The following is an 18649-nucleotide window of genomic DNA, read 5'->3' on the forward strand; positions in this document are numbered from 1 at the left end:
CACCATGAAGCCACCCAGCGGGCCAGCCCGCAAGGTCATTCCGATTGCACCGGTTGCATCCGATGCCTCGTCCGAGGGCGAGATCGTCTCCTTGTACGAAGCGCAGAAGAAGATTTACCCGCGCTCCATCAGTGGCCTGTTCGCACGCTGGCGCTGGGGCATGGTGTTTCTCACGCAACTGGTCTTTTACGGCCTTCCCTGGTTCGAGTGGGGGCAGCGCCAGATGGTGCTGTTCGACCTGGGGGCACGGCGGTTCTATATTTTCGGGCTGGTGCTCTATCCGCAGGACTTCATCTATCTCACGGGCCTGCTCATCATCTCGGCGCTGTCGCTTTTCCTGTTCACGGCCGTGGCGGGGCGGCTGTGGTGCGGTTTCGCCTGTCCCCAGACGGTCTACACCGAAATGTTCATGTGGATCGAGCACAAGATCGAAGGCGATCGCAGTGCCCGGCTGCGGCTGGACAACGGGCCCTGGACCTTCGAGAAGATCCGCAAGAAGTTTCTCAAACAGGTGGTATGGATCACCGTGGCGCTGTGGACGGGGTTCACGTTCGTGGGCTATTTCGTTCCCATCCGCGAGCTCGGCGCGGAACTGCTGGCGCTGCAGGGCAACTGGCAGATATTCTGGGTGCTGTTCTACGGCTTTGCCACGTATGGCAATGCGGGCTACATGCGCGAGCAGGTGTGCAAGTACATGTGCCCCTACGCGCGCTTTCAGAGCGCGATGTTCGACCGGGACACCCTGATCGTGAGCTATGACGTGGAACGCGGCGAGCCGCGCGGCCCGCGCAACAAGACGATCGACCACAAGGCCAAGGGCCTGGGCGACTGCATTGACTGCACCTTGTGCGTGCAGGTGTGTCCCGTGGGCATCGATATCCGCAAGGGCCTGCAGTACGAGTGCATTGGCTGCGGACTGTGCGTGGATGCGTGCAACACGGTGATGGACAAGATGCACTACCCCCGGGGGCTGATCCGCTTTTCCACGCAGAACGGCGTGGCGCAGCGCTGGAGCCAGTCGCAGATCCTGCGGCGCGTCCTGCGGCCTCGCGTGCTGATCTACACCGCCGTGCTGGTGGCACTGTGCGTGGGCATGATGGCCAGCTTGGTCACCCGCACGCCGCTCAAGGTGGATGTGGTGCGCGACCGCGCGGCCCTGTCGCGCATCGTGGCGGGCGGCAAGCTGGAGAATATCTACCGCCTGCAGATCATGAACGCCACCGAAGGCCCCCAGCGCTACCGCATCGGCGCCCGCGGCCTGGACGGGCTGGAGGTGGCCTCTGAAGCCGAGGTGGACATTGGCCCCGCGGAGTCCCGGTGGGTGGCCGTGCGCCTGCAGATACCGTATGGCTCCGCGCCCCCGGGCTCCCATGCCGTGCAGTTCGATGTGCAGGCGGTGGGCGCTGCGGCCCATGTGACCGAGAAGTCCGTATTCCTGGTGCCCCGATGAGGCGACGTGCACCCCGGTGCACGGCACCGGGGACTTTGTATGACCGAGAAGATTTTTGAGGAGCAAGCACCCATGCCATCCAATCCAGCCATCGGCTCCGCCCCCGCCACCGCTGCGCCCTGGTGGAAATTCGGCCACGTCTGGCTGATCATCGCCGGCCCTGCCATCGTCATCGTGGCGGGTTTTGTCACGCTGTGGCTGGCGATTTCGCGGCCAGACCCCGTGGTCGCCGAGGACTACTACCGCCAGGGCATCGAAATCAACAAGACGCTGGAGGCTCCGGAGAAGAGCCTGGCCCCGGCCATGAAGGGCCGCAACCACGCGGCGACACCGGTTCAGGACCAGCCACGCTGAAACCCCTGGCCGAGCAGCGGGTCTGCGCGGCCTTACCAGGAGACAACCCCGATGTGGACGCAACGCCTGATGTGGATTGCATGGCCCGCCTTTCTGATGGCGGGCGCGATGGAGATGCTGGTTTTTGCGATGGTGGACCCGCAGGACCTGCATTGGTTCGGGCAGCCGCTGGCCCTGTCGCGCCAGGGCGTCTACACGCTCGCGTTCTTTGCGTTCTGGGCCATCACCATGGCCTCCAGCGCGTTGACCACGCTGCTGGCAATGTCGCCCTTTGAACTCAACCGCTGCCCCGTGCCTGAAGGCGAGCGCCCTGATGATTGCCGAAAGACATCATCCTGCCCTTGAACAGCGCACCGGCCGGGCTCCGGTGGCAAGGCGTTGCCGGGACGGGCGGACCTGGCTCGCCTTGCTCAGTGGCAGGCGGACTGGTTGTTCACGATGCGCTTGAGCGCGTCGGTCTCGAGGATGCGGACATGGCGCTGCTTGACTTCGACAATGCCTTCTTCCACAAACTTGGAGAAGGTGCGGCTCACGGTCTCGAGCTTGAGGCCCAGGTAGCTGCCGATCTCCTCGCGCGTCATGCGCAGCACCAGCTCGGACTGCGAGAATCCGCGGGCGTGCAGGCGCTGCACCAGATTGAGCAGGAACGCTGCCAGGCGCTCCTCGGCCCGCATGCTGCCCAGCAGCAGCATCACGCCGTGTTCGCGCACGATCTCCCGGCTCATGATCTTGTGCACGTGGTGCTGCAGCGCGGTGACCTCGCGGGACAATTCCTCGATGCGGTCAAACGGCATGACGCAGACCTCGGCGTCTTCCAGGGCCACCGCATCGCAGGTGTGGTGATCATTCACGATGCCGTCCAGGCCGATGATCTCGCCCGCCATCTGGAACCCCGTGACCTGGTCGCGTCCGTCCTCGGTGGCCACGCAGGTCTTGAAAAAGCCGGTGCGGATGGCATAAAGCGAGGTGAACGACTCACCATTGCGAAACAGCGTGCCGCCGCGCTTCACCTTGCGGCGAACTGCAACGACCTCGTCGATGCGGTGCAGTTGCTCTTCGCTCAGGCCCACCGGCATGCACAGCTCGCGCAGGTTGCAATTGGAACAGGCGACTTTGATGGTGAGCGGGTTCATAGGCACAGGGCGGAGTTAGGTTTCGAGCATACCGCCCGATGGCCGAAGAGGGAGTCTCTTGGAGGGCGGGCAGGCGACTGACATGCATCAAATTGTCGCTGTTCCGGCCACTCCATCACTTGATTCATGTCAAGGACATGGGGAGCAGCTTACGGCACAGTCAAGGTGTACGCAAGGATTCGCCCCATGACCGCTGTTTCGCCTGACCTGCTGCGCCGTTTTGACGTACCAGGCCCCCGCTATACCTCCTATCCGACGGCCGACCGGTTTGTGGAAGCCTTCGGCCAGGAGGACTACGCCCTCGCCCTCGAGCAGCGCCGCATGGGCACCCTGACCAAGGCGCTGCCCTTGTCCCTGTATGTGCACATCCCCTTTTGCGAGTCGCTGTGCTACTACTGCGCCTGCAACAAGATCATCACCAAGCACCACGACCGGGCTGAAGTCTATCTGCGCTATCTCAGCCGCGAGATCGATCTGCACACGGCGCACTGCGGCACGGGTCAGGTGGTGAGCCAGCTGCACCTGGGCGGCGGCACCCCCACCTTCCTGTCGGACGATGGCTTGCGGGAACTCATGGCGATGCTCCAGCGCAGCTTCACCCTGGCGCCGGGCGGGGAGTACTCAATCGAGGTGGACCCCCGTACCGTCAATGCCGACCGGCTTGCCGTGCTCGCGGAGCTTGGATTCAACCGGCTGAGTTTTGGCGTGCAGGATTTTGACCCCGAGGTCCAGAAGGCGGTGCACCGCATCCAGCCCGCCGAACAGGTGTTTTCGCTGGTGGAATCCGCGCGCTCGCTCGGCTTCGAATCGATCAATGTGGACCTGATCTACGGGTTGCCGCGCCAGACGCCGGAGTCGTTCGACCGTACGCTGGCGCAGGTGGTTCAGTTGCGGCCTGATCGCATTGCGCTGTATGCCTATGCCCACCTGCCGGAGCGGTTCAAGCCCCAGCGCCGCATCCTCTCCGCCGAACTGCCCGCAGCCTCCGGCAAGGTGTCGATGCTCTCCCGTTCGCTCGACGCGTTCATGGGCGCCGGCTATGTGTATGTGGGGATGGACCACTTCGCGCTGCCGGAGGACTCGCTGGCCGTCGCCAAGCGGCAGGGCCGCCTGCACCGCAACTTCCAGGGCTACAGCACCCAGCCCGACTGCGACCTGATCGGCCTGGGCGTGTCGGCCATTGGCAGGGTCGGCGCCACCTACAGCCAGAACGCCAAGACCCTGGATGAGTACTACGACCTGCTGAACCAGGGGCGTCTGCCCGTGGTGCGTGGCCTGGCCCTGACGCGGGACGACCTCGTGCGCCGCGCCGTCATCATGTCCTTGATGTGCCAGGGAGAACTGCTGTTCGAGCCCATGGAGCAGGCCTGGCTCCTCGATTTTCGGCACTATTTCTCCGCCGAACTGGCGCAACTCGACACCATGGCCGAGCAGGGGCTGGTCAAGGTGAGGCCCGACGGTGTCGAGGTCACGGCCATGGGCTGGTTCTTCGTGCGCGGCATCGCCATGGTTTTCGACCGATATCTGCAGGCAGACCGCAACCGCGCGCGTTTTTCACGCATCATCTGAATCCCATGCTTGCAACGGTTGCCTCGACTGCCTTGTTGATGGGGCTCGTTGGCGGGTCCCATTGCCTGGCCATGTGCTCGGCACCTTGTGGCGCCGTGGTGGGGCAGGGGAGCGCGGGCTGCGCATCCGCCCCGGGCGCAGGGGCGCCGGCGGAGGGGGCTCCCCCGAAGGTGCAGGCGGTGCGGTGGGCACCGCGCGGTGGCGTGGCCCGGCGGGCCGTGGCCTTTCATGCGGGCCGCCTGACGGGATATGCCCTGGCGGGCGGGCTGGCCGCCCTGGCCATGGACAGCCTGGCGTGGCTCACTCAGCAGACCATGGCACTGCGCCCGGCGTGGACCTTGATGCACGTCGCGGTGATGGCGTGGGGGCTGATGCTGATGGTCCAGGCGCGGCAGCCGCTCTGGGTGGAGCAGGCGGGCCGTGGCGTGTGGGAGCGCGTGAGGCCTCTGGTCCGTGCCCCGGGAGGCATTCTTGCCGCGGGGTTTCTCTGGGCGCTGATGCCCTGTGGCTTGCTGTATTCGGCGCTGCTGGTGGCTGCCTTGAGCGGAGGGCCCCTGGAGGGCGCATTGTCCATGGCGCTTTTTGGCATTGGCAGCGGCGTCTGGCTGGTCGGCGGGCCCTGGGCCTGGACGCGGTTGCGGGCCCGGCTCAACACCGTGCGCGCGGACTGGGGGACGCGCGCCGCCGGTGGCCTGCTCTGCGCGGTGGCAAGCTGGGCACTGTGGATGGACCTCGTCTACAAACCCTCGCTGTGGTGCCGCTAGCGTGCATTCGGGCCGCGGCGGCCTGAGGGCGAGGCGGTTTCGGTAACCCACATCCCCATGAGGGGGATTGCCCCGCCCCGCGCCTTCGGGCAGGCAAGTGTTGCCGTGCCGCCGCGGCGCGGGTGGGCTCCTTCGACAAGGCCTTCGAACTGGCGATAATCTGTGTAACTATTGGTGGCATTCACGTCTCCATGTTTCGCGCGCCCCGAAGTGAACTCCTCCATCCTCATCGATATCAGCCAACTGCGCGTCGGCATGTACATCCAGCTCGATGTGGGCTGGATGCACCATCCGTTCCCGGTGAGCAGTTTTCGGGTGGCATCGGCGGACCAGATCGCGACGTTACGGGAGCTGGGGCTCACCGAGGTGCGATACGTCCCCAAGAAAAGCGATCCGGAGCAAAGAGAGCTGGTTCCGGCCGCCTGGAGCGTGCCGGAGATGACGGTGCCCTCGGCCCAGGGACCGGATGCCCCCGGCGCCACGGCCACCGTGGACCCGGAGGCGCAGCGCCGGCGCGAATTGCTGGAGGCGCAGAACCGCACCTTGGCGGCCTGCAACCAGCGGTTCGGAGAGGCCACCCGGCAGTACCAGGCACTCGAACGCGTTGCGTCCGAGCACCCGGACCAGGCCCGCACCAAGGGCGATGCGCTGGTGGCTGGCTGCGTATCGGAACTCCTCGAGAACGGTGACTCCGTCATCCGGTTGCTGTCGGAGGGCGTTGGCGAGCGCAATGCCCTGCACCCCATCAACGTGATGGTGATCTCCCTGCTGCTGGGCCGTGCCCTGGGCATGAAGAGCTCCGAGCTGCATGATCTCGGCATCGCGGCCCTGATCCATGACCTGGGCAAGCTCAAGCTGCCGCCGAACCTGCGCCAGCCCACGCCCTCGATGATCCCCATGGAGCGAACGCGCTACGAGTCCCACGTGGGCGAGTCCGTGGCATTCGCCACGCGCATGGGGCTGCCCGAAGCGGTGCTGACGGCCATTGCGCGGCATCACGAAATGGCCGATGGCAGCGGGTTCCCCCTGCGGCTGTCGGGGCCTGACCTGGGACGGGCGGGGCAGGTGCTGGCGCTGGTCAACCGGTACGACCGCATGTGCAACCCGGCCAACGGCGTGGATGCGCTCACGCCCCACGAGGCGTTGTCCGTCATCTTCGCGCAGCTCAAGGCGCGCTTCGATTCCGTGGTTCTGGGGGCATTCATCCGCATGATGGGGGTGTACCCGCCGGGCTCCATTGTCCAGTTGGTCAATGACCGCTATGCGATCGTTGCCTCGGTCAACTCGTCGCGGCCCCTGCGGCCCAAGGTCATCGTGCACGATTCCCGTGTGCCCAAGGACGAAGCACCGATCCTGGACCTGGAAACGGTGCCCGAGCTGGGCATCCGGCGCAGCCTCAAGCCCGCGCAGCTGCCACGCGATGCGCTGGACTATCTCTCTCCCCGTCAGCGCATCTGTTACTTTTTCGAGCGTGCGGTCAGTCCCGGCAATGAAGAGGCAGGTTCGTGAGGGTTTCGCAATCCCACGGCTGGCTGGACGCGCTGCAGGAAGCCGTCTGGCTTGTCGATGAGGCCAGTCTGCTCATCCTGCACGCGAATGCCGCCGCGCAGCGGCTGGTAGGGACCCCCGTGTCCGCCATGGTCGGTGCATCGGTGCTTGGCCTGGCCACCACGCCGCAGGACCAGGCGTTCTGGGGGGAGCCCGCCGAGGTGGTGGCGGGCGGCATCCATTCCCACACCCGTCTTCTGCGTGCGGATGGCACGCTGGTGCCCGTGGACCGGCAGGTAAGCCGCGTGCCCTGGGGCGCAGCGGGGGGCGATACGGTGTACATGCTGACCATGCTGGACCGCAGTGCCCAGGAGGCCACCGAGCGCGAACTGGAAACCCTGCTGTCCGAACTGCGCGCCACCCTGGACTCCGCGGCCGACGGCATGCTCGTCTGCAGCCTTGATGGCCGGGTGCGGGCGTTCAATCAGCGCCTTGCACAGCTGTGGAGCATTCCGCGCGACCTGCTCCTTGAGCGTGACGACGGGGCGGTGTATGCCCACATGGCTACGCAGGTGAACGATGCGGCGGCCTATTCGGAGCGCCTGGCCGCGATTGCGCGCGAGCCGATGCAGGAGAGCACCGACATCCTGGTGCTGCGCAACGGCGCGGTGCTGGAGCTGCGCACGGTCCCCCAGTTCAGCCAGGGTCGGCCGGTGGGGCGTGTGTACTCGTTCCGGGACATCACCCGGCAGACCGAGATACAAGCCAGCCTGCGCCTTGCCGCCAGGGTGTTCGAATCCAGCCTGGACGCGATCTTCATCGCCGACAGCCAGCACCGGGTCCTGCGCATGAACCCGGGATGCGAGCGCCTCGTGGGCCCGTCGGCCAAGTCGTTCGAAGGCAACACGGCGGCCTCTCTCTTTGGCGGCGGCCCCGATGCGGCGTTCATGGAACAGGTGCTGCAAGGCTGGTCCAGAGAAGGCTTCTGGGAAGGCGAGCTGTGGCTTCCCCGGGACAACGGGACCTATTGCGCGGTGCAGCTGTCGTGGGTGGCGTTGCGCGACGACGAGGGGCGGCTGGTGCAGAGCATCGGCTTCATGCGCGACCTGACGCTGCAGCATGCGGCCCAGAAGCGCATCGAAGAGCTGGCGTACAGCGATGTGCTCACAGGGCTGCCCAACCGGCTGCTTCTGTCGCAGCGGGTGGACACGGCCATCCAGGGCGCCCGCCAGAGCGACACCGGTTTCGCGATCCTGTTCCTGGACCTCGACCGTTTCAAGATCATCAATGACTCGCTGGGCCATCCCTTTGGCGACCGGGTGCTGCAGCTGGTGGCCGAGCGATTGCAGGCCTGCCTGCGCCAGACGGACATGCTGTGCCGGCTGGGCGGGGATGAGTTCGTCATCTATCTGCACGGTGGGGATGCCGTGGTGGCCGAGAGCGTGGCGCGCCGCATCCTTGACGACATGCTCAAGCCCTTCATGCTCGATGGCATGGGTTTCTCCATCCAGTGCAGCATCGGCATGGCGCTGTACCCGCAGGACGGGGCCACGCTGGACGACCTCATCAAGCAGGCCGATACCGCCATGTACCGCGTCAAGGAGCGCGGCCGGGGCAGCTATGGCTTCTACCAGCCGCAAATGAACGCCAACCTGCTCTCGCGCATGCGGATGGAGCATGCGATGCGCCAGGCGCTGGGTCTGGACCGCATGGCGGTGCACTACCAGCCGCAGGTCAACATGGCCACGGGGCGCATCACGGGCGCCGAGGCCCTGATCCGCTGGACCGACCCTGAATTCGGCGCGGTCTCGCCCGGGCAGTTCATCCCCCTCGCGGAGGAGTCCGGCTACATCGTCACGCTGGGTGCCTGGGTCATGGAGCAGGCCGTGCGCGAGGCGGCGGTGTGGATGCACAGCGGCATGCCCATCATGATCTCGGTGAACGTGTCCGCGCTGGAGTTCCGCCAGCCCGATTTCGTGGACCGGATCACGCGCCTGCTGGCGGTGCACCAGCTGCCGCCCACGCTGCTGGAGCTGGAGCTGACCGAAACCATCCTGCTGCAGGATGCGCAGGAGATGGAGCAGCGCCTGCGCGTGCTGGCCGGCCTGGGCATTGGCCTCGCCATCGATGATTTCGGCACGGGCTATTCCAGCCTGGCGTACCTGAAGAAGCTGCCGATCCACAAGCTCAAGATCGACCAGTCGTTCGTGCGCGGGCTGCCCGACGACGATGGCGACCGGGCCATCGTGAGCGCGATCATCAGCATGGGGCGCGCCATGCATGTGGAGGTGGTGGCGGAGGGCGTGGAAACCGAAACCCAGCAGGCGGTGCTGCTTCAGATGCAATGCGACCACTACCAGGGTTTTCTGTGCGCGCCCGGGCTTCCTGCCCACGAGTTTCGTGCCCTGCTGGGCAAGCCGCTGCCCTTGAAGGCGCAGGGCCGGCGCAATTCCGTCCAGACCTAGGCGCGCGAGGCCAAGGGCTTCGCACCACCGCCTTGGCCACCATCTCCGCTGCCCTTGCGCCGTGGCCCCACGGCAGAGCCTCAGGAGGCCGCGATGCCCTTCCAGAGCATGTAGGCCGCCAGGCCGAAGAGCAGGGATGCGAACACGCGCTTGAGTTGCTTGACCGGCAGGCTGTGCGCCGCCCTGGCGCCCAGGGGCGCGGTGAGCACGCTGCAGGTCGCGATCACCGCCAGGGCGGGAAGCCAGATGTAGCCCAGCGATGCCGGGGGCAATCCGCTCACGTTCTGGCCGCCAATCACGTAGCCCACCACGTTGGCGAGGGCGATGGGAAAGCCGAGCGCGGCGCTGGTGGCCACGGCATTGTGGATGGGCACGTTGCACCACGTCATGAACGGCACGCTCACGAAGCCGCCGCCGGCACCCACCAGCCCCGACAGGAACCCGATCACGCCGCCCGCCGCCACCTGCCCCGCGCCGGCAGGCATCTGGCGCGAGGGGGCGGGCTTCTTGTCCAGGAACATCTGAGAGGCCGAAAAACTCACGAACAGCGCGAAGAAGATCGCCAGGAACGAGCCCTTGAGGAGCGCGAACACGCCCAGGCTGGCGATGAATCCACCGAGCACGATGCCGGGCGCCAGGCGCTTGACGATGTCCCAGCGCACCGCCCCACGCTGGTGGTGCGCGCGCACGCTGGAGATCGAGGTGAACATGATCGTCGCCATGGAGGTCGCGATGGCCATCTTCACCGCGAGGTCCGGTGCCACCTTCTGGGCACCCAGGATGTACGTCATGAACGGCACCAGCAGCATGCCGCCGCCGATGCCGAGCAGGCCGGCCAGAAAGCCGGTTGCCAGGCCCAGTACACCGAGTTCAACGATCAGGAGAGGATCCAGCATGGGGCAAAAAGGGAGAAGGGGAGGGAACAAGGGGCGGGGAGGCGGCGCCCGGTCGGCCGTTCAGCGGGAAGGTGAGGCGGCGGCGACAGCGGCATGGGGAAGGAAGAAGGTGTCTGCGATTGCCACCGGACTCTCATCCTGAACCGGGGGTTCAGGTGGGCGAGGGCAGCCAAGCGTTGGGTTCATCTGACGCGAGATGATCACGCTCACCGGGCAATGTACCAAGCCCGAGCTCGTTGAGCATTGGTTCAAGGAAATATAAAGCCCGACAGCATCGCAGACAGCCTGATTGTAGGCGCTGGCGGAGTCCGACGCCGGCGCCAGGACATGTAAAGACCGCAGGGCGGCGCGCCGGGTTCAGAGGTGCCGGGGGGCGCCGTGTCAGAGCAGGCGCCCGTCCTCGCCCAATGCCTCGTCGAGCCGCTGGACCAGGGCCTTGAGGTGGTCCTCGTCCCGCTCGGGCAGGGGCAAGGCGGCCTGCGCTCCGGGCTGTGCCGCAGGCGGCGGGGAGGACTTGGCGGCCGCGCCCGCCGCCAGGTCGGCCGCCTCGCGGTCCGCAATCTCGAAAGCCAGGTTCAGCGCGGCCAGCACCGCGATGCGTTCACGGGCGCGCACCTTGCCGGCGTCGCGGATGCGGGTCATGGCCGTGTCGACGCGTTCAACGGCATCCAGCAAGCGGCTTTCATGCCCCTCGGGGCAGGTCAGCAGGTAGCTTTGCTGCAGGATCTGCACCTCGATTTGCTTCATTCGGATTCTTTCGTGACAGGGGCCGCCGCGGGCAGCCGCTCCAGCAGCGCGTCAACCCGGGCGCGGGCCGCGCTCAGGCGCGATTTGAGCGAATCCCGCTCCTGCGCGAGGGCGGCCACCTGATCGGCGAGCAGCGCGTTGGTGCGTTGCAGTTCCGCGTGCCGCAGCAGCAGGCGTTCGACGCGCTCGGCGATCTGGTCGGTGGTGGACGGTGTTGCCATACAGCTGTCGATTGTAGGGTTGGCGGTTGTAAACGGTCGTAAAATCCCATTGTTGGTGCTCGCGGTGTGGTTCACATGCCGCAGTTCAACGGGAAGCAGGGAGGTGCCGCCAACCATGGTGCGCCCAGCCTGCGCTGCCCCCGCAACGGTCAGCGGACGAATCGTTCCGATTCCCCCTTCATACACATGCCACTGGGTGCCTTGAACAAGCCCCTGGGAAGGCTTTGAAGGGTGTTCCGCCAGCCCGGATACCGGCCAACACGGTGGTTGCACGCGCCCGATCAGGGTGCGCGCAGCCGTATCACCCATTTGCTGGCGGGGAGGCCGGCGCGGGTTTTGTTTGTTGACGATGTTCCCCATGAAAATCCGTACCTCTCGTGCGCGCCTTGCTGCGCCGCTGTGCCTGCGTCCCGCGCTGGTGGCGCTGGCCGTTGTGGGCGCCTGCTCCGTGCAGGCCCAGCAGGCCGATGCCGGCGGCCCCGTGCTGCTGGCGCAGAACCTGCGCGCGCCCTCGCTGACCGAAACCGTGGTGACCGCCACGCGCACGCCCCAGCCCTTGTCCGACCTGGTGGCCGATGTGACCGTCCTGGATCGCGAGACCATCGAAACCAGTGGCGCCACCGGCCTGGCCGACGTGCTCGCCCGTGTCCCCGGCATCGAGTTCTCGCGCAACGGCGGCCCCGGCACGACCACGGGCGTGTTCCTGCGCGGCGCTGAGTCGCGCTTCACGGCCGTGTACATCGACGGCGTGCGCATCGATTCCCAATCCACCGGCGGCGCGGCATGGGAGTCGATCCCGCTGGCGCAGATCGACCGCATCGAAGTGCTGCGCGGCCCGGCGGGCGCGGTCTATGGCTCCGACGCCATGGGTGGGGTGGTGCAGATCTTCACCAAGCGCGGCGAAAACGGCACCGCGCCCTATGTGGGCGTGGGGTTCGGCAGCCACGGCACGCGCAAGATCGAAGCCGGTGTGAGCGGTGCCAGCGGCACGATCGACTACGCGCTGGGCATTGCACGCGAGGAAAGCAAGGGCTTCAACGCGCGCACCGTCGCCACGCAGAACCCCGACCGCGACGGGTATGAAAGCACCTCTGCCAACGCGCGGGTGGGCCTGCAGGTCAACGCCATGCACCGGCTGGAAGGCACGCTGCTGGTCAACGACCTCGACAGCGGCTACGACAGCGGCCTGGGCAAGGATGACCGCAACAAGCACAGGCTGCATGCCCTGGGCCTGAACTGGCAGGCGCAATGGACCCCGCAGTACAAGACGCGCCTGCAGCTGACCGATTCGCGCGACAGGTACGAAACCAAGCCCTCGGTGTACCTGAGCGATACCCACCTGCGCGGCTACCTGTTCCAGAATGAATGGCGCGAGGGTGCGCACCTGCTGACCGCCGCGCTGGAGCGCCGCGAAGACAACCTGGAAAACAAGCCCATCGACCGCAAGCGCTCGCAGGACGCCGTTGCGCTGGGCTATGGCTACAGCGCGGGCGGCCATACGGTGCAGGCCAATGTGCGGCACGACGCGGACAGCGAGTTCGGCGGCAAGGGCACGGGCAGCCTGGCCTACGGCTACGCCTTTGCACCCCGGTGGCGCGCGACGGCATCGGTGGGCACGGCCTTCCGGGCCCCCACGCTGTACCACCGCTTCAGCGAATACGGCACGGGGTCGCTCAATCCCGAGAGCAGCCGCAATGTCGAGGTGGGCCTGCGCTGGGCCGAGGGCAGCAGCAGCTTCTCCGCCACCGCCTACCGCAACCGGGTGCAGGATCTGATCACGTTCGGGGCTGCAGGGCCTTGCCCGTCGGATTTCGGCTGCTACGTGAACACCGCGCGGGCCGAGTACAAGGGAGTGACGCTGGCGGGTTCGTACCGCCTCGGCGGCGTGCAACTGCGCGGCTCGCTCGATCTGCAGAACCCGCGCGACCTGGCCACGGGCAAGCTGCTGGCCCGCCGCTCCAAGCGCCACGGCACGCTCGGAGCCGACACGCAACTCGCTGGCTGGACGGTGGGCGCCGAGGTGCAGGCCTCTGGCCGCCGCTTCGACAACGCCGCCAACACCACGGTGCTGGGCGGCTACACGCTGGTCAGCCTGTATGCCAGCACGCGGGTTGCTCGCGATTTCACCCTGGTGGCGCGCGTGGACAACCTGGCCGACAAGCATTATGAGCTGGCCCGCACCTACGCCACCGCGGGCCGCATCGCCTACGTCGGCGTGAAGTGGGCCCCGCAGTGAAGCACCCCCTGAGGCGCTGCGCGCCTTCCCCCCGCGGGGGGATGCCACCCGGGGCCTGGCGGAGCCAGTTCCACGGTGGCACTGGCTTCGTGCGTGCCAGTTTCATCGGCATGCCGGGAATGTGTCCCACAGGGTTGCTGAAATGACCAGGTGCCCCGCGCTGCTGATCGCCGCCCCGGCCTCCGGGCAGGGCAAGACCACCGTCACCGCCGCCCTGGCGCGCCTGCATGCGCGCCAGGGGCGGCGGGTGCGGGTGTTCAAGTGCGGCCCGGATTTTCTGGACCCGCACTGGCACCAGCTGGCCAGCGGAGCGCCGGTGCACCAGCTCGACCTGTGGATGAACGGCGAGGCGGACTGTGCCCAGCGCCTGCACGACGCCGCCCGGGCGTCGGACCTGGTCCTGATCGAAGGCGTGATGGGGCTGTTTGACGGCACCCCCAGCGCGGCCGATCTGGCGCGGCACTTCGGCGTGCCGGTGCTGGCCGTGGTCGATGCCTCGGCCATGGCGGGCACCTTTGGCGCGCTGGCCTATGGCCTTCGCCACTACCGGCCGGGCCTGCCCTGGGCGGGGGTGCTGGCCAATCGCGTAGGCAGCGCGCGCCATGCCGACATGCTGCAGGGTGGCTTGCACGATGCGGAGGACTGGATGGGGGCGCTGATGCGCGTGCAGGCCACAGGCACTGCGCCCGCCACCGGTAAGGCCGGTGCGGCGCTGCTGCCCGAACGCCACCTGGGTCTGGTCGCGGCGCATGAGCTGCCCGACAGTCTGCAGCGGCTGGACGCCGCCGCCGATGCCCTGGCGGCGACGCCCCTGGGCCAGATGACGCTGGAGGATCTGCAGCGCTGGGCCGTGGAGTTTCCGGCTCCCGCAGTGGCAGACACGGTGCCGCCGCTGCTGGCCGGCCGCACCGTGGCCGTGGGGCGCGACGCGGCGTTCTGCTTCATCTACGCCGCCAATGTGCTATGCCTTGAAAAAATGGGCGCGCGTGTGGTGTTCTTCTCGCCCCTGCACGATGCCGCGCTGCCCGACTGCGATGCCGTGTGGCTGCCCGGCGGCTACCCCGAGCTGCACACAGCGCAGATCGCCGCCAACACCGGCATGCAGGCCAGCCTGCGCGCCCATGGGGCCGCAGGCAAACCCCTGTGGGCCGAGTGCGGCGGCATGATGACGCTGTTTGAATCCATCACGCTGGCCGACGGCAGCACGGCCCCGCTGTGGAGTCTGCTGCCCGGCCGCGTGACCATGCAAAAACGCCTGGCGGCGCTCGGGCCGCAGCAACTGGCGGTGGCGGGGCACACCCTGCGCGGCCACACCTTCCACTACTCGACCAGCGACAGCAGCGCCCCCGTGGTGGCCCGCACGGCCCGCCCCCATGAAGCGGTTGCGCCGGATGCGGGCGAGGCGCTGTACCAGCAGGGCAGCCTCCACGCCAGCTACTTCCATGCGTGGTTTCCGTCCAGCCCCGAGGCCGTGGCGCATCTGCTGGGAGGCGTCTCGGCATGACTCCCACCCCGCACCCCATCACCAGCGAACTCATCCTGGGTGGCCAGAAAAGCGGCAAGTCCCGCCGCGCCGAGTTGCTGGCGCGCGACTGGCTGGCGCAGTCCAGCGACCACCGCGCCGTGCTCATCGCCACGGGGCAAGCCTGGGACGACGAGATGCGCGAGCGCATCGCCCGCCACCAGCGGGACCGCGCCGAGCGCGTGCCGGGTCTGCGGACCGTGGAAGAGCCACACGATGTGGCCGCTGCCGTGGTGTTGCACAGCACGCCGCAGACCCTGGTGGTGGTGGACTGCCTCACGCTGTGGCTCACCCACTGGACCATGCCCATGGGCTGCGAAGACATGGATTTGAAGCAAAAACAGGCTCTGGCTCTGGATTGGCAAGCGCAAGCAGCTATGTTTTTGATAGCGGTTCGGAAATCCCCCGGCCCCGTTGTTCTGGTGGGCAACGAAATTGGCCTGGGGGTCATCCCGATGGGGCGCGAGGTGCGCGCCTTCGTGGATGCGCTGGGCACGCTGAACCAGCAGGTGGCCCAGGTGTGCCCCCGCGTCACGCTGATGGCCGCCGGGCTGCCATTGACCTTGAAATGAAACTATGAAACCAACCCCCGTGCGCCGCATCCTGTGGGTGATCGCCATCCTGTTGCTGCTGGGCCTGCTCATGGCCGGGCTGGCGCGGGCGCAGCCTGTGCAGATCACCGACGACAAGGGCCGCAAGATCGCGTTGCCCCGCCCGCCCGAGCGCATCGTGAGCCTGCTGCCCTCGCTGACCGAAAGCGTGTGCGAGCTGGAGCAGTGCCACCGGCTCGTGGGGGTGGACCGCTATTCCAACTGGCCCGAGGCCGTGGTCGGCAAGCTGCCCAAGATGGGAGGCGGCATAGATCCCAGCATCGAGGCCATCGTCGCGCTCAAGCCGGACCTGGTGCTCATGTCCGTCAGCTCGCGCGCCAGCGACCGGCTGGAGGCGCTGGGTCTCACCGTCGTGCAGCTGGAGCCCAAGACCCATGCCGACGTGCGCCGCGTGCTGGGCACCGTGAGCGACCTGCTGGGCGTGCCCCGCGCGCAAGGCTCAGACCGTCTCTGGCGCGTGATCGATGCGGGCGTGCTGGCGGCGGCGCAGTCCCTGCCACCCAAGGCGAAAAATGCGCGCGTGTACTTCGAGGTGAGCCGGGGGCCCTATGCGGCGGGCGAGGCGTCGTTCATCGGCGAATCGCTCACCCGGCTGGGGGTGCGCAACGTGGTGCCCGCGTCGCTCGGTCCGTTCCCGCGCCTGAACCCCGAATTTGTGGTGCGCGCCAACCCCGACATCATCATGATCGGCAACCGCAGCATGCAGGCCATGGTGCCGTACCCCGGCTGGGCCGGCATGCGCGCCATCCGCGACAACCGGCTGTGCGTGTTTGGCCCCGGTGATTCGGATGTGGTGGTGCGACCTGGCCCGCGCATGGCCGAGGCCGCGCGCATCATGGCCCGCTGTCTGGTGGAGAAAGCTCCATGACCAGCCTTGCCATGGATTTGCCAACAGGTTCCGCCAGCCGCCGCGCGGCATGGTGTGCCGCCTGGCTGCTGCTGGCCAGTGTTGTGCTGGCCGTGTGTGGCGCCAGCGTGGGCAGCACGGGTTTTGACAGCGTGCTGCGCATGCGCGGCGACCCCGTCGCCTGGCAGATCGTGTGGGACATCCGCCTGCCGCGCACGCTGGGCGCGTGGCTGGCGGGTGCGCTGCTGGGCCTGTCGGGTGCTGTGGCGCAGGGGCTGTTTCGCAACCCATTGGCCGACCCGTACCTGCTGGGCAGCGCCTCGGGCGCCGCGCTGGGCGGGGCGGTGGCGATGGCGCTGTTCGGTGTGTCGCCGGTGGCGGCGCAGTGGATGGCCCGCATCGGCATCACGGGCATGGCTTTCCTGGGCGCGGCGGGGGCGGTGGTGCTCACGCTGCTGTTGGCCAAAGGCGTGCAGCACACGCTGCGCCTGCTGCTGGCGGGGGTGATCGTGGGCGTGGTGCTGGGCGCGCTGCGCGACCTGGTGGAGCTGGCCTCGCCCGACATCCTGCAGGCCATGCAGGCGTTCACGCTGGGCAGCACCGCCTTTGTGGGCTGGATGGCCTGCGTGCTCATGGCCGTGGCCTGGGGGCTGTGCTCGGTGGTCGCCTGGATGCTGGCGCGCGCGCTCGACGGCCTCACGCTGGGCGAGGCCACGGCGGCCAGCCTGGGCCTGCCGCTCATGCCCATGCGCGTCGGGCTGGTGGCCGCCATGGCGCTGGCCACGGGCACGGCCGTGGCGCAAACGGGGCTCATCGCGTTTGTGGGGCTGGCCGCGCCACACCTGGTGCGCTCCATCGTGCGCGTGACGCACGAGCGGCACATCGTGCTCGCAAGCCTGATGGGTGCGGTGCTGCTGCTGGCGGCCGACATCCTGGCGCGCTGGCTGCTGGCACCGCAGGAACTGCCCGTGGGCGTGCTCACGGCGGCGCTGGGCGGAACCTACCTGCTGTGGCTCATGCACCGGCGGACGTCGCAAGGTGGTTCACTATGAATTCAGTAGCTATCAGCGCTTGCCAGATAAGCGCCAGCATCGGAAATCGCTTGATATTGCAGGGCATTGACCTGCAACTGCCTGCCGGGCGCTGGACCAGCATCGTCGGCCCCAACGGCGCGGGCAAGTCCACCTTGCTCAAGGTGCTGGCGGGCCTGCTGCCGCGCGCTGCGGTGCAGGGAGAAGTATTGCTGCTGGGCCGCCCACTCGCGCAGATCCCCGCACGCGAACGTGCCCGCCAGCTCGCCTGGCTGGGGCAGAACGAAGGCTCGGCCGACGACCTCACGAGCTACGACGTGGCCATGCTGGGCCGCCTGCCGCACCAGGCCTGGCTGGCACCGCCGGGTGCGGCCGACCACGCAGCGGTCGAGCAGGCGCTGCGCACCACGCAGGCCTGGGACTGGCGCCACCGCCCGCTGGCGCAGCTGTCGGGCGGCGAGCGCCAGCGCGTGTTGCTGGCCCGCGCCCTGGCCGTGCAGGCACAGGTGCTGCTGATGGACGAGCCCCTGGCCAACCTCGACCCGCCCCACCAGACCGACTGGCTGCACACCATGCGCGCGCTGGTCGATGCGGGCGGCACGGTGGTCAGCGTGCTGCACGAGGTGTCGCTGGCGCTGCAGGCCGACGACATGGTGGTGATGGCCGATGGCCGCGTGCTGCACCAGGGCGCCTGCGATGCGCCCGATACCCACGCCGCGCTGGAGAGCGTGTTTGACCACCGCATCCATGTGCGGCATCTGGATGGCATGTGGATGGCGCTGCCGTCCCTGCAACGCAAGAACAACAACCAAGGAATGAAGGAAGTGAAAGCATGAACATCGAATCGGGCTTTTCGCAGGTCGCGCAGTCGCTGCTGTGGCCGGTGCTGGTGCTGGTGGGGCTGGCGTTTGTCTACGCGCTGTGGTCGGGCGGCGCCACGCTGATGGAAGCCTGGCAGCGCTGGCGCCAGCCGCAGTACCGCTCGCTGCGGGTGGCCCCTGGCTTGTCGATGGAAGAACTGGAGTTGCAACTGGTGCGCCAGGTGGAGCCCGTGCGCCTGCTCAGCCGTCTGTCGCCCATGCTGGGGCTGATCGCCACGATGATCCCGCTGGGCCCCGCGCTGCAGAGCGTGGCGGCGGGCAACGGCCAGCAGGCGCTGGCGGTGTTCAGCGGCGCGTTTGCGGGCGTGGTGCTGGCGCTGGCCGCCGCGTCGGTGGGCCTGGTGGTGTACTCGGTGCGCCGTCGCTGGCTGCTGGCCGAGCTGCTGGTGGTGCGCAAGGAGCGTGGGGTGGCGCAATGAGCGCCGCGCCGGGCC

At 67.7% G+C, this 18649-nt stretch carries 18 protein-coding genes and 1 riboswitch; of the genes, 14 read left to right on the forward strand and 4 right to left on the reverse strand.

Annotation, left to right across the window (positions count from 1 at the left end):
- Positions 1-4 precede the first annotated feature (4 nt).
- From ccoG to AC1RVY_RS09140, 3 genes are all read left to right on the forward strand, one after another.
- Positions 5-1450 (forward strand): cytochrome c oxidase accessory protein CcoG, encoded by a 1446-nt coding sequence (ccoG, locus tag AC1RVY_RS09130; RefSeq protein ID WP_492806321.1) that lies wholly within the window; start codon positions 5-7, stop codon positions 1448-1450.
- A 72-nt stretch (positions 1451-1522) separates the two neighbouring features.
- Positions 1523-1804 carry a FixH family protein gene (locus AC1RVY_RS09135; protein WP_218294146.1) on the forward strand — a complete coding sequence of 94 codons (282 nt, stop codon included), beginning with the start codon at positions 1523-1525 and terminating at the stop codon, positions 1802-1804.
- A gap of 51 nt (positions 1805-1855) precedes the next feature.
- A complete protein-coding gene (locus tag AC1RVY_RS09140) occupies positions 1856-2149 on the forward strand; it encodes a hypothetical protein (protein WP_218294147.1) in 294 nt (97 codons plus the stop codon).
- Between the two features lie 65 nt (positions 2150-2214).
- On the opposite strand, the gene fnr is transcribed toward AC1RVY_RS09140, so the two are convergent.
- Positions 2215-2937, reverse strand: coding sequence for a fumarate/nitrate reduction transcriptional regulator Fnr (gene fnr / locus AC1RVY_RS09145; protein WP_218294148.1), 723 nt, complete (start codon positions 2935-2937; stop codon positions 2215-2217).
- 186 nt (positions 2938-3123) lie between these two features.
- On the opposite strand from fnr, the gene hemN reads away from it, so the two are divergent.
- From hemN to AC1RVY_RS09165, 4 genes are all read left to right on the forward strand, one after another.
- Positions 3124-4506, forward strand: a complete 1383-nt coding sequence (gene hemN, locus AC1RVY_RS09150; RefSeq protein WP_218294149.1) for an oxygen-independent coproporphyrinogen III oxidase — start codon at positions 3124-3126, stop codon at positions 4504-4506.
- 5 nt (positions 4507-4511) lie between these two features.
- Positions 4512-5270 (forward strand): sulfite exporter TauE/SafE family protein, encoded by a 759-nt coding sequence (locus tag AC1RVY_RS09155; RefSeq protein WP_218294150.1) that lies wholly within the window; start codon positions 4512-4514, stop codon positions 5268-5270.
- Between the two features lie 210 nt (positions 5271-5480).
- A complete protein-coding gene (locus AC1RVY_RS09160) occupies positions 5481-6779 on the forward strand; it encodes a cyclic di-GMP phosphodiesterase (protein WP_218294151.1) in 1299 nt (432 codons plus the stop codon).
- Positions 6776-9223: a sensor domain-containing protein gene (locus tag AC1RVY_RS09165; protein WP_492806324.1), complete on the forward strand. Its 2448-nt coding sequence runs from the start codon at positions 6776-6778 to the stop codon at positions 9221-9223. The genes AC1RVY_RS09160 and AC1RVY_RS09165 overlap by 4 nt, the downstream gene beginning before the upstream one ends.
- Before the next feature lie 80 nt (positions 9224-9303).
- On the opposite strand, the gene AC1RVY_RS09170 is transcribed toward AC1RVY_RS09165, so the two are convergent.
- The 3 genes from AC1RVY_RS09170 to AC1RVY_RS09180 form a co-directional block, all read right to left on the reverse strand.
- Positions 9304-10119 (reverse strand): sulfite exporter TauE/SafE family protein, encoded by an 816-nt coding sequence (locus tag AC1RVY_RS09170; protein WP_218294153.1) that lies wholly within the window; start codon positions 10117-10119, stop codon positions 9304-9306.
- Positions 10120-10500: 381 nt separating this feature from the next.
- Positions 10501-10866 carry a cell division protein ZapA gene (locus AC1RVY_RS09175; protein ID WP_369642189.1) on the reverse strand — a complete coding sequence of 122 codons (366 nt, stop codon included), beginning with the start codon at positions 10864-10866 and terminating at the stop codon, positions 10501-10503.
- On the reverse strand, positions 10863-11087 hold the full coding sequence (locus tag AC1RVY_RS09180; protein ID WP_218294155.1) for a DUF904 domain-containing protein: 225 nt from the start codon (positions 11085-11087) through the stop codon (positions 10863-10865). The genes AC1RVY_RS09175 and AC1RVY_RS09180 overlap by 4 nt, the downstream gene beginning before the upstream one ends.
- A 36-nt stretch (positions 11088-11123) precedes the next feature.
- Positions 11124-11361, forward strand: a riboswitch (cobalamin riboswitch).
- Positions 11362-11445: 84 nt separating this feature from the next.
- Here AC1RVY_RS09180 and AC1RVY_RS09185 point away from each other — a divergent pair.
- The 7 genes from AC1RVY_RS09185 (at position 11446) to AC1RVY_RS09215 (ending at position 18634) form a co-directional block, all read left to right on the forward strand.
- Positions 11446-13323: a TonB-dependent receptor domain-containing protein gene (locus AC1RVY_RS09185; protein ID WP_492806325.1), complete on the forward strand. Its 1878-nt coding sequence runs from the start codon at positions 11446-11448 to the stop codon at positions 13321-13323.
- A 142-nt stretch (positions 13324-13465) separates the two neighbouring features.
- Positions 13466-14827 (forward strand): cobyrinic acid a,c-diamide synthase CobB, encoded by a 1362-nt coding sequence (locus AC1RVY_RS09190; RefSeq protein ID WP_492806326.1) that lies wholly within the window; start codon positions 13466-13468, stop codon positions 14825-14827.
- Complete coding sequence (locus AC1RVY_RS09195; RefSeq protein WP_218340805.1) at positions 14824-15417, forward strand: bifunctional adenosylcobinamide kinase/adenosylcobinamide-phosphate guanylyltransferase; 594 nt, start codon at positions 14824-14826, stop codon at positions 15415-15417. The genes AC1RVY_RS09190 and AC1RVY_RS09195 overlap by 4 nt, the downstream gene beginning before the upstream one ends.
- Before the next feature lie 4 nt (positions 15418-15421).
- Complete coding sequence (locus tag AC1RVY_RS09200; protein WP_218340806.1) at positions 15422-16324, forward strand: ABC transporter substrate-binding protein; 903 nt, start codon at positions 15422-15424, stop codon at positions 16322-16324.
- Positions 16321-17355 (forward strand): FecCD family ABC transporter permease, encoded by a 1035-nt coding sequence (locus tag AC1RVY_RS09205; RefSeq protein WP_492806328.1) that lies wholly within the window; start codon positions 16321-16323, stop codon positions 17353-17355. Before AC1RVY_RS09200 ends, AC1RVY_RS09205 begins: the two co-directional genes overlap by 4 nt.
- On the forward strand, positions 17352-18170 hold the full coding sequence (locus AC1RVY_RS09210) for an ABC transporter ATP-binding protein (protein ID WP_492806330.1): 819 nt from the start codon (positions 17352-17354) through the stop codon (positions 18168-18170). Before AC1RVY_RS09205 ends, AC1RVY_RS09210 begins: the two co-directional genes overlap by 4 nt.
- Positions 18167-18634: a hypothetical protein gene (locus AC1RVY_RS09215; protein ID WP_008906167.1), complete on the forward strand. Its 468-nt coding sequence runs from the start codon at positions 18167-18169 to the stop codon at positions 18632-18634. The genes AC1RVY_RS09210 and AC1RVY_RS09215 overlap by 4 nt, the downstream gene beginning before the upstream one ends.
- The last annotated feature ends 15 nt before the right edge of the window (positions 18635-18649 follow it).

It is taken from the genome of Acidovorax sp. GW821-FHT11A03 (assembly GCF_058809075.1).

Coding starts and splice junctions, on each gene's coding strand:
- AC1RVY_RS09205 (WP_492806328.1), top strand. CDS start 16,321: ATGACCAGCCTTGCCATGGATTTGCCAACAGGTTCCGCCAGCCGCCGC.
- AC1RVY_RS09190 (WP_492806326.1), top strand. CDS start 13,466: ATGACCAGGTGCCCCGCGCTGCTGATCGCCGCCCCGGCCTCCGGGCAG.
- hemN (WP_218294149.1), top strand. CDS start 3,124: ATGACCGCTGTTTCGCCTGACCTGCTGCGCCGTTTTGACGTACCAGGC.
- AC1RVY_RS09185 (WP_492806325.1), top strand. CDS start 11,446: ATGAAAATCCGTACCTCTCGTGCGCGCCTTGCTGCGCCGCTGTGCCTG.
- AC1RVY_RS09210 (WP_492806330.1), top strand. CDS start 17,352: ATGAATTCAGTAGCTATCAGCGCTTGCCAGATAAGCGCCAGCATCGGA.
- AC1RVY_RS09140 (WP_218294147.1), top strand. CDS start 1,856: ATGTGGACGCAACGCCTGATGTGGATTGCATGGCCCGCCTTTCTGATG.
- AC1RVY_RS09180 (WP_218294155.1), bottom strand. CDS start 11,087: ATGGCAACACCGTCCACCACCGACCAGATCGCCGAGCGCGTCGAACGC.
- fnr (WP_218294148.1), bottom strand. CDS start 2,937: ATGAACCCGCTCACCATCAAAGTCGCCTGTTCCAATTGCAACCTGCGC.
- AC1RVY_RS09215 (WP_008906167.1), top strand. CDS start 18,167: ATGAACATCGAATCGGGCTTTTCGCAGGTCGCGCAGTCGCTGCTGTGG.
- AC1RVY_RS09155 (WP_218294150.1), top strand. CDS start 4,512: ATGCTTGCAACGGTTGCCTCGACTGCCTTGTTGATGGGGCTCGTTGGC.
- AC1RVY_RS09170 (WP_218294153.1), bottom strand. CDS start 10,119: ATGCTGGATCCTCTCCTGATCGTTGAACTCGGTGTACTGGGCCTGGCA.
- AC1RVY_RS09135 (WP_218294146.1), top strand. CDS start 1,523: ATGCCATCCAATCCAGCCATCGGCTCCGCCCCCGCCACCGCTGCGCCC.
- AC1RVY_RS09200 (WP_218340806.1), top strand. CDS start 15,422: ATGAAACCAACCCCCGTGCGCCGCATCCTGTGGGTGATCGCCATCCTG.
- ccoG (WP_492806321.1), top strand. CDS start 5: ATGAAGCCACCCAGCGGGCCAGCCCGCAAGGTCATTCCGATTGCACCG.
- AC1RVY_RS09175 (WP_369642189.1), bottom strand. CDS start 10,866: ATGAAGCAAATCGAGGTGCAGATCCTGCAGCAAAGCTACCTGCTGACC.
- AC1RVY_RS09195 (WP_218340805.1), top strand. CDS start 14,824: ATGACTCCCACCCCGCACCCCATCACCAGCGAACTCATCCTGGGTGGC.